Origin of the sequence: Actinosynnema sp. NPDC023658 (assembly GCF_040639995.1) — a bacterium.
Taxonomy (GTDB): domain Bacteria; phylum Actinomycetota; class Actinomycetes; order Mycobacteriales; family Pseudonocardiaceae; genus Actinosynnema.
On sequence record NZ_JBFAAX010000217.1, the window covers coordinates 1 to 9440 of the forward strand.

The window sequence follows — 9440 nt, forward strand, 5'->3', positions numbered from 1 at the left end:
GCGGGCGCGTGGCCGCACGCGCCCGCCTCCCCCGTTCCCGTTTCCCTTCCTCTGACCGGAATGCCGCACGTCCGGCGGTCGTTGACGTGGACGTGAGGCTTTCCGTGCTGGACCGGTCTCGGGTGCGGGCCGGGCACGGCCATCCCGAGGCGTTGCGCGACACGGTCGCGTTCGCCCGCCAGGCGGAGCAGCTCGGCTACCACCGCTTCTGGGTGTCCGAGCACCACGGCGTGCCGGGGGTGGCCGGGTCCGCGCCGACCGTGCTGGCCGCCGCCGTGGCCGCCGCGACGTCCCGGATCAGGGTCGGCACCGGCGGCGTGATGCTGCCCAACCACCAACCGCTGGTCGTGGCCGAGCAGTTCGGGGTGCTGGAGTCGCTGTTCCCCGGCCGGATCGACATGGGCCTGGGCCGTTCGGTCGGGTTCATCGAGGCGGTCCGCAAGGCGTTGGGCCACGACCGGGAGGACGCCGCCGCGTTCGGTCCCCTGCTCGCGGAGCTGCTGGGTTACTTCACCGGCGACCGGGCGGTCCGCGGCTACCCGGCCGACGGCCTGCGCGTCTCCCCGTTCGTCCTGGCCACCGGCGCCGGGGCGCGCGTGGCCGCCGCGCACGGCGTGCCGCTCGTCATCGGCGCGTTCCGGGGCGAAGACGCCATGGTCGACGCCGTCCGGACCTACCGCGCCGAGTTCCGCCCGTCGGTCTGGGCGGCCGACCCGTACGTGGTGATCTCCTCGACGGTCGCCGTCGCGGACACCACGGAGGACGCCTGGCGGCTCCTGGTGCCGGAGGCGTGGGCGATGGCCCACTCGCGCACGAGGGGCGAGTTCCCGCCGCTGAGCCCGCCGGGCGACATCCTCGCCCGCACCATGACCGACCGCGAGCGCACGTTCTTCGAGCAGGCGCTCCAGGGGCACGTCCACGGCACGCCGTCCGAGGTGGCCAAGGCGCTGGACGCGCTGGTCGACCGCACGGCCGCCGACGAAGTCCTGGTCACCACCAGCACCTACGACCGCGACGCGATGCTCGACTCGTACCGCCGGCTGGCCGCGCTCTACCTCTGACCGGGGGCGTCCGCGGCGCCGGTCCGGGCGTGCTCGGCCAGCTCCAGCTCGATGAACGCGCCGATCATCGCCCGCCACACGGCCTCCGCGACCGCGGGCTCCAGACCCGCGTCCCGCGCGCGGGCGCGCACCGACTCGACCACCTGCGCGACCCGGTCCGGCGCCCGGACCGCCTGCGCGTCCGACTTGAACGACGCGGCGGCCCGCACCAGGCCCTGGCGCTGCGCGAGCAGGCGCACCAGCTCGGAGTCGATCACGTCGATGCGGGCGCGGACCTCGGCCAGCGAGGTGGGCGCGGGCGATGCGGCTTCAGGCACGCCGCCATCATCCCCCACGACCCGGGCGGGACGGCCCAGGTCGGCCCGGGTCGGCGGTCCCGCTGTCCGTCGGTGGTCCCGCGCGGGTGCTGCTGTCAGTGGTCGCGTTGCTGCTCGGCCAGGAAGCGCTCGAACTCGGCGCCCAGCTCGTCCGCGCTGGGCAGCGGCTGGTCGGCGTCCACCAGCAGGTTGTCCGACGCCTCGGTGAACGCGTCGTACTGCCGCTCCAGCGCCTCGACCACCTGCGCGACCTCGACCGACTCCGCCACCTGGCGGGAGATCTCGGCGTCCGTCCGGCGGGCCGCCTCGTTCAGCGCGGCGGCCTGCACGACCAGGCCCGTCGACTTCGTCAACGCCTGGAGCAGGCCCAGCGCGGCCGCCGGGTAGGTGCCCTGCGCGAGGTAGTGCGGCACGTACGCGGAGAAGCCCATGGCGTCGTGCCCGGCCTCCCCGAGCCGCAGCTCCAGCAGCGCCGACAGGTTGCCCGGCACCTGCACCCTGGTGAACGGCGAACCCTCCACGACCAGCTCGGGCCGGGTGGCGTGCGAGATCACCGAGAGCTTGCGGGTGTGCGGCACACCCATCGGGATGCCGTGGAAGCTGACCGCGAGCCGCACCCCCCACCGCTCGATCAGCGACCGCACCGCCGCGACCACCGCTTCCCACCGGCGGTCCGGCTCGGGGCCGGTCATCAGCAGGAACGGCGTGCCCACCGCGTCGTGCATCAGGTGGACGACCAGCTCGGGGGCGTCGTAGGACTCCCACCGGTCGGTGGCGTAGGTCATCGTCGGCCGACGCGCGCGGTAGTCGATCAGGTCGTCGACGTCGAACCGGGCGACCACGCGGTGCTCGTGCGCTTCGAGCAGGTGGGCGACGAGCGCCGTCCCCGCCGCACCGGCGTCCATGAAACCGTCGAAGTGGTGCAGCAGCACCGCTCCGCTCAGGTCCGGGACGTCGGAGTCGACCTCGAACAGATCCTCCGGGTCCAGCGCCACCGCGTGCCTCCCCAAGTGCTCACCTGACAGTCCTCAACCCCGTCAACGTCGAGCGGCCGCCGTCCATTCCCCGATCCCCCCGGAATTCGAGCGAGGTCGAAACCGGGTGCGTACCTCCGCACATCGCGAGGGCCTACGCGTGCTCCCGCGCGGCGGCGTCGGCCAAGCCGAGGATCTCCACGGCCCGCTTGCGCATCTCGACCTTGCGGACCTTGCCGGTGACGGTCATCGGGAACTCGTCCACCACGTGCACGTACCGGGGGATCTTCTGGTGGGCGAGCCTGCCCGCGCAGAACGAGCGCAGCGACTCGGCGGTCAGCGGTTCCGCCCCCGGCCGCATCCGGACCCACGCCATCAACTCTTCGCCGTACTTCAGGTCCGGCACGCCCACGACCTGCGCGTCGAGCACGTCCGGGTGGGTGTGGAGGAACTCCTCGATCTCGCGCGGGTACAGGTTCTCGCCACCGCGGATGACCATGTCCTTGATCCGGCCGGTGATGGTGACGTACCCGTCGTCGTCCATCACCGCCAGGTCGCCGGTGTGCATCCACCGGGCGGCGTCGATCGCCTCCGCGGTCTTGTCGGGCTGCTCCCAGTAGCCGAGCATCACCGAGTACCCGCGGGTGCACAGCTCGCCGGGCGTGCCGCGCGGCGCGGTGCGGCCGGTGTCCGGGTCGACGACCTTGACCTCCAGGTGCGGCCCGACCCGGCCGACGGTGGAGACCCGCCGGTCCAGCGAGTCGTCCCGGCGGGTCTGGGTGGACACCGGCGACGTCTCGGTCATGCCGTAGCAGATGGACACCTCGCGCATCCCCATCCGCTCCACGACCTGCTTCATCACCTCGACCGGGCACGGCGAGCCGGCCATGATCCCGGTGCGCAGCGACGACAGGTCGTAGGAGTCGAAGTCCGGTTCCGCGAGCTCCGCGATGAACATCGTCGGCACCCCGTACAACGACGTGCAGCGCTCCTCCGCGACGGCCCGGAGCGTGGCGGCGGGCTCGAACGAGGGCGCGGGGATCACGACGCACGCGCCGTGCGAGGTCGCGGCGAGGTTGCCCATGACCATCCCGAAGCAGTGGTAGAAGGGCACCGGGACGCAGATCCGGTCCTCCTCGGTGTACCCGAGCAGCTCCCCGACGAAGAAGCCGTTGTTGAGGATGTTGTGGTGCGACAGGGTCGCGCCCTTGGGAAAACCGGTGGTGCCGGACGTGTACTGGAGGTTGATCGGGTCGTCCGCCGACAGCTCCGGCCACGACGACGGCACGTCGTCCGCGTGCAGGTCCGTCCACTCCGGACTGTCGAGGAGCACGACCTGGCGCAGCGCGGCGCAGCGGGGCCGCACCTCGGCGATCATCCCGGCGTAGTCGGAGGTCTTGAACGACGGCGCGGCGACGAGGGACCGCACGCCCGACTGGTTGAGCACGTACTCCAGCTCGTGCACCCGGTAGGACGGGTTGATGTTGACCAGGATCGCGCCGATGCGCGCGGTCGCGTACTGGACGACGACCCACTCCGCGCGGTTGGGCGACCAGATGCCGACGCGGTCACCGACCGCGACCCCGGACGCGAGCAGCCCGGCGGCGACCGAGTCGACCTCGGCGGCCAGCTCGCGGTAGGTCCACCGGCGTCCGGTGGCGCGGTCGACCAGCGCCTCCCGGTCGGCGTGCGCGGTCACCGCGCGGTCGAGGTTCGCACCGATCGTGTCGCCCAGCAGTGGCACGTCCGAGGTGCCCGAGGAGTAGCTCAGGTGCGCCATCAAGGCAACGTACCGCAGGTCAGACCCCCGGGAACCCCTGACGGCGACGTTATTCGTGGTGGTCCGGACCCACCGGGAGGAGACAATCGCCGTCATGCGGACCATCGGGTTGATCGGCGGGATGAGCTGGGAGTCGTCGGCCGAGTACTACCGGCTGCTCAACGAGGAGACGCGGCGGCGGCTCGGCGGCCACCACTGCGCGCCCAGCGTGCTGCTGACCGTCGACTTCGCCGAGGTCGAGCACCTCCAGCGGACCGGGCAGTGGGAGCGTTCCGGCGAACTGCTGGCCGAGGCGGCGCGCAAGCTCGAAGGGGCGGGCGCGGAGCTGGTCCTGCTGTGCACGAACACCATGCACAAGGTGGCCGACGCGATCACGGACGCGATCGGGGTGCCGTTCGTGCACATCGTGGACGCCACGGCCCGGAGGTTGACCGACCACCGCAGGGTCGGCCTGCTCGGCACCCGGTTCACCATGGAGCAGGACTTCTACCGCGACCGGATGCGGGAGCACGGCATCGAGGTGGTCGTCCCGGACGAGCCGGACCGCACGCTGGTGCACGACGTGATCTACCAGGAGCTGACCCGCAACCGGGTCGAACCGGCGTCCCGCGCCGCGTACCGCGAGGTGATCGCGCGGCTCGTGGACCGGGGCGCGGAGGCGGTGGTCCTGGGCTGCACCGAGATCACGCTGCTGGTCGACCAGTCCGACAGCACCGTGCCGCTGGTCGACTCCACCCGCGTCCACGTGGAGACCGGGGTCGACCTCGCGCTGAGCGACGCCTGACCCGACCCCGGCCGGATCACGCGGTCGGGGATCTCCCTGAGGCCGAGGACGGCCGCGTGCGGCACAGTGGACGGCATGGACCTGACCCCGCGCACCCTGTTCGGCCTGGCGAGGACCACCGTCGAGACCGCCGTGTCCGTGCCCGGCCGCGTGCTGGACCTGCTGGGCGCGGCCGAGGCCGTCGTCCGCCGCGCCGACGGGCTGGTCTCCCGCACCGAACGGGTGCTGGCGGAGACCGAGGCGCTGGTGGCGCGGGCCAAGGCGGTGACCGAGACGGCCGAGGGCGTGACGACTGACGTGAGCCTCACCGCCCGCACGTCGCGCGAGCTGCTGGACGACTACGCGCCGATCGCCCGCAAGGCCCAGCCGCTGGCGCAGCGGTTCGTCGACGACCTGTCGCCGCAGGAGGTGGACGCGGCCGTGCAGCTGGTGGACCAGCTGCCGGTGCTGACCAAGCACCTGATGGAGGACGTCCTGCCGATCCTGGCCACCCTCGACCGGGTCGGGCCGGACATCCACCAGCTGCTGGAGGTCACCAACGACGTCCGGCAGGCGATCCAGGGCATCCCCGGTTTCACGTTCATGCGCCGCCGCGGTGAGGCGAAGGAAGACGCCTAGCGCCTGCTCCGGGCGTCAGCCGGCGGTGTCGAGGAGCAGTCGGCGCATCGAGCCCATGCCGTACCGGTCGACGTCGTTGGACATCGCCGCGACCTCGCGCAGGAGGGGGTCGACGTCCACGCCGGCCGCCCGCGCCTCGTCGCAGACGGCCCGCAGCACCATGAGCTCGTCCCGCGCGTCCGCGCCCTGGTCGCGCGCGGAGAGGAGCAGCAGCGCGGACCGGACGCCGTCGGCCGTCGCGGGGAACGCCGGGTTCACCGCCCAGCGGAACGAGGGGTACCGGTCGAACAACGCGCGCAGGCCGGGTCGCGCCCCGGCGTCCGCCTCGTAACGGGCGAGGATCTCGGTGAGCACGGCGTCCGCCTCGGTGCGCACGTCGGCGCGGTCCAGCGGCGCGGACTCCAGCTTCGCGCCCCAGTCGGGGTCGGAGAGGTCGACCGGCGCGTTCGCGACGGGCTCCAGGACGGCGTCGAGCACCGCCACGTCTTCCTCGATCGCGGACAGGTCACGGGTCATGCCGCGAAGATTATTCGCGGAGGGTGTCCTCCGGGGGCGATCCCGTTCGTCGTAGTGGTGGAATGCAACCCGACGACAGGAGTGACCGATGAAGTACATGCTGCTGATCTGCGTCGATCCGGCCATCGAGCCCACCGCGGGCGACCCCACGATCGAGCAGTGGCTGGACGAGGTCGGGGGCAGGCGGCTGGACGGGTCGCAGCTGCGGTCGATCCAGGACGCCACCACCGTGCGCACGCGCGGTGACGAGGTGCTGCTGACCGACGGGCCGTTCGCGGAGACCAAGGAGCAGATCGTCGGCTACGACGTCGTCGACTGCGCCGACCTGGACGAGGCGATCCGCATCGCGTCCCGGCACCCGTGCGCGCGGTTCGGCTCGGTCGAGGTCCGGCCCTTCTACACCGGATGACGTTCGACGAGGAGGTCACCGGCCTGTTCCGGGCCGAGCGGGGGCGGATCACGGCCACGTTGATCCGCCTCACCGGCGACTGGGACCTGGCCGAGGAGTGCGTGCAGGACGCCTTCGCGCGGGCGCTGGAGTGCTGGCCCGGCGAAGGCGTACCCCAGCGGCCCGGCGCGTGGCTGACCACGACCGCCCGCAACCGGGCGCTGGACCCGTTGCGGCGGTCGGGCGTGGAGGCGGCGAAGCTGCGGGAGGTGGTGGCCGTGCCCGACGACGGGCAGGACGAGGTCGACGTGTTCGGTGACGACCTGCTGCGGTTGATCTTCACGTGCTGCCACCCGGCGTTGACGCTGGAGGCCAGGGTCGGGTTGACCCTGCGCACGGTCGCCGGGCTGACCACGGCCGAGATCGCGCGGGCGTTCCTGGTGCCGGAGGCGACGATGGCCAAGCGGCTGGTGCGGGCGCGGCAGAAGATCCGCAACGCCCGCATCCCGTACCGCGTGCCGCCCGCCCACCTGCTGCCCGAGCGGACCGGTGGCGTGCTCGGCGTGCTGTACCTGCTGTTCAACGAGGGGTACTCGGCCAGTGCCGGTGCCGAGCTGCTGAGGCGTGACCTGTGCGCGCAGGCGATCCGGCTGGCGCGGACGCTGGTCGGCCTGATGCCCGACGAGCCGGAGGCGGTGGGCCTGCTGGCGTTGACGTTGTTGCAGGACTCGCGCCGGGAGGCCCGCTTCGACGCATCGGGCGATCTCGTGCCGCTGACCGACCAGGACCGGTCGCGGTGGGACGGCGCGCAGGTCGCGGAGGGTCTGGCGCTGCTGGACGGGGCGTTGCGCCGGGGTCGGCCGGGGCCGTACCAGGTGCAGGCCGCGATCGCCGCGTGCCACGCCGCGGCGAAGCGGGCGGAGGACACGGACTGGCCCCAGATCGCGCTGCTGTACGGCGAGCTGGAGAAGTTCGTGCCGTCGCCGGTGGTGCGGCTGAACCGGGCGGTCGCGGTGGCGATGGCCGACGGACCGGCCGCCGGCCTGGCCCTGGTGGACCAGCTGGGGGACGAGGTGACGGGCCACCTGCTCCCCGCCACGAGGGCGGACCTGCTCCGCCGCCTGGGCCGGACCACCGAAGCCCTGGCCGCCTACGAACGGGCCAGGGAGCTGGCGCCGACCGAGGTGGAGCGCCGCCACCTGGCCGGCCGGATCACCGCTCTCCGCGCGTGAGCACGGAAGTCGCGCCCTGAACGGCCGGGAGCCGGCTGGTGCCGAGCACGGTCCGGCGACGCCCGGTGGTCCACAATGGGTCGGTGGAGGTCCTCCCCTGCGGGCATGCCGCGCACGCCGCCGGGACCCGCGGCTGCGCGCACCTGGTCGGTGAGCGGCCCCCGGACCACTACGGGTGGTTCAGCGGGGTCGGCCTGGCCTACGACCTGCTGTGCGAGGGGTGCTCGAAGCGGGACGACCCGCGGTCGGAGCTGATCGTGCTGTGCGTCGGGTGCGCGGAGCGGGTGGACGACTACAGCGACCTGCTGGGCTGGGTCGGGCGGCCCGAGGTGCGGCACCGCGACGGCCCGTCCTCGCCGGGCGGGGAGTGGACGTCGGTCGGGTGCGCGGTCGAGCCGGTGAACGCGCGGTGCGTGGCCCCGTTGCCCGGCGGTTGGCTGGTGCTCGCGGAGGACGGCCTGGTCGAGGTGGACGGCCTGGTCGAGGTGGGCGACGGGACGCGGCTGGTCGCGCCGGTGTCGCTGCCCGTCGAACCGCGGGACCACTCGGCCGAGCCGCCGCGTCCGGCGCTGCACACGTCGTCGGACGGGCGGTACGCCGCGGTGGTGACCGACTTCGGCCGGCACGGCGTGGTGGTGGACCTCGTCACCGGCACCGAGGTCATGCCGCTGGACCGCGGCGACTACCGCTACCGGCACACCTGCTTCCCGTTGGCGTTCCTCGGTTCCGGCTCCGCTCCGGTGGTCGTGACCGCGACCGACTGGAACCGCCTGGACGCGTTCTCGCTCCCTTCGGGCCGGTTGCTCACCGACCGGGTGACGTCGTGGTCCGGTGACGGGCCGAAGCCCGAGCACTACCTGGACTACTTCCACGGCGCGCTGCTGGGCAGCCCGTCGGGGCGGTGGTTGTTGGACGACGGGTGGGTGTGGAGCCCGTACGGGGTGGTGGTCGTGCACGACGTGGCGGCGTGGCTGGGTGGGGACGTGCACGCCGTCGAGCACGGTCGCGAGCTGGCCGTGCGGGACGCGTGGACCCTGCCGATAGCGTGGCTGGACGACCGCACGGCGGTGTTCCAGCCGATCTGGAAGCCGGACCGGCCCCCGGTGGACGGGGTCGAGGTGCACGACGTGGTGGGTGGTCGGCGGCTCACCGCGTTCGCCGGTCCGGTCGGGAGGATGTGGGGGCACGAGGGCTTGCTGTACGTCGGCACGGCCTCGGGCCTGGAGGTCTGGGACCCCGTGGAGGGCGCGCGCACGGCCGTGGTCGAGGACTTCACGCCGACCGCCCACAACCCGCGCACCGGCCGTTTCGCCGAACTGGCGGACGGCCGCCTGAGAACCTGGACCCCGCCCGCCCCTCCCCCCTGACCCCCGCCCGTGCCCCTCGGCCGTTCGACAGGCGCCTCCGGCACCACTGCACTACGTTCGCTGCGAGCCAGGCCGGGACGTCCCGGTTTCGGTCTCGGTCATCTCGAACACGATCGGGTGATCATGGGCCGAAAATGTACGGAAACACTGTTCTCGTACCTCGGTTGAGAGAATCGGACCGCCGAGACCACCCCGGCCAACCCACCACCCACGGCCGGCCCGCCACAGCGGAACGTCGGAGCCGGGCCTGAAGGTCGCCGGGGCCGCCACGACAGGGCCGGCCGGAACGGACGCGCCCCGGAGGTGAGGCGGCCGGGAGATGAGGCACGGCGGGGGTGCGGCGGCCAGTGCGCGGGCGGGCGGGGCGGCGCGGGCGCGGGCAGGCAGGCGGTGCGGGCGGGGC

10 protein-coding genes are annotated in these 9440 nt (G+C 73.1%); 6 read left to right on the forward strand and 4 right to left on the reverse strand.

The genetic code is table 11. The features are described from left to right. The first annotated feature begins 92 nt into the window (after positions 1–92). On the forward strand, positions 93–1061 hold the full coding sequence (locus AB0G02_RS21295; RefSeq protein WP_360797087.1) for an LLM class flavin-dependent oxidoreductase: 969 nt from the start codon (positions 93–95) through the stop codon (positions 1059–1061). On the opposite strand, the gene AB0G02_RS21300 is transcribed toward AB0G02_RS21295, so the two are convergent. From AB0G02_RS21300 to AB0G02_RS21310, 3 genes are all read right to left on the reverse strand, one after another. Next, positions 1052–1378 carry a chorismate mutase gene (locus AB0G02_RS21300; protein ID WP_360797071.1) on the reverse strand — a complete coding sequence of 109 codons (327 nt, stop codon included), beginning with the start codon at positions 1376–1378 and terminating at the stop codon, positions 1052–1054. The genes AB0G02_RS21295 and AB0G02_RS21300 overlap by 10 nt on opposite strands. A gap of 95 nt (positions 1379–1473) precedes the next feature. Then, positions 1474–2373 carry a PAC2 family protein gene (locus AB0G02_RS21305; RefSeq protein WP_360797089.1) on the reverse strand — a complete coding sequence of 300 codons (900 nt, stop codon included), beginning with the start codon at positions 2371–2373 and terminating at the stop codon, positions 1474–1476. 133 nt (positions 2374–2506) lie between these two features. After that, positions 2507–4132: an AMP-binding protein gene (locus tag AB0G02_RS21310; RefSeq protein WP_360797073.1), complete on the reverse strand. Its 1626-nt coding sequence runs from the start codon at positions 4130–4132 to the stop codon at positions 2507–2509. A gap of 94 nt (positions 4133–4226) precedes the next feature. Between AB0G02_RS21310 and AB0G02_RS21315 the strand changes: the two genes are divergently transcribed. Together AB0G02_RS21315 and AB0G02_RS21320 are read left to right on the forward strand one after the other, a co-directional pair. Further along, the gene (locus AB0G02_RS21315) at positions 4227–4916 is read left to right on the forward strand and encodes an aspartate/glutamate racemase family protein (protein WP_360797075.1); all 690 of its coding nucleotides are present in this window, start codon (positions 4227–4229) and stop codon (positions 4914–4916) included. 75 nt (positions 4917–4991) lie between these two features. Next, positions 4992–5534, forward strand: coding sequence for a hypothetical protein (locus AB0G02_RS21320; protein ID WP_360797077.1), 543 nt, complete (start codon positions 4992–4994; stop codon positions 5532–5534). A gap of 15 nt (positions 5535–5549) precedes the next feature. Here the strand turns inward: AB0G02_RS21320 and AB0G02_RS21325 are convergent, their stop codons facing one another. Next, positions 5550–6050 (reverse strand): hypothetical protein, encoded by a 501-nt coding sequence (locus AB0G02_RS21325; RefSeq protein WP_360797079.1) that lies wholly within the window; start codon positions 6048–6050, stop codon positions 5550–5552. A gap of 88 nt (positions 6051–6138) precedes the next feature. Between AB0G02_RS21325 and AB0G02_RS21330 the strand changes: the two genes are divergently transcribed. The 3 genes from AB0G02_RS21330 (at position 6139) to AB0G02_RS21340 (ending at position 9037) form a co-directional block, all read left to right on the forward strand. Continuing rightward, a complete protein-coding gene (locus AB0G02_RS21330; RefSeq protein ID WP_360797081.1) occupies positions 6139–6459 on the forward strand; it encodes a YciI family protein in 321 nt (106 codons plus the stop codon). Further along, complete coding sequence (locus AB0G02_RS21335; RefSeq protein WP_360797083.1) at positions 6456–7670, forward strand: RNA polymerase sigma factor; 1215 nt, start codon at positions 6456–6458, stop codon at positions 7668–7670. The genes AB0G02_RS21330 and AB0G02_RS21335 overlap by 4 nt, the downstream gene beginning before the upstream one ends. An 83-nt stretch (positions 7671–7753) precedes the next feature. Further along, on the forward strand, positions 7754–9037 hold the full coding sequence (locus AB0G02_RS21340) for a hypothetical protein (RefSeq protein WP_360797085.1): 1284 nt from the start codon (positions 7754–7756) through the stop codon (positions 9035–9037). Positions 9038–9440 lie beyond the last annotated feature (403 nt).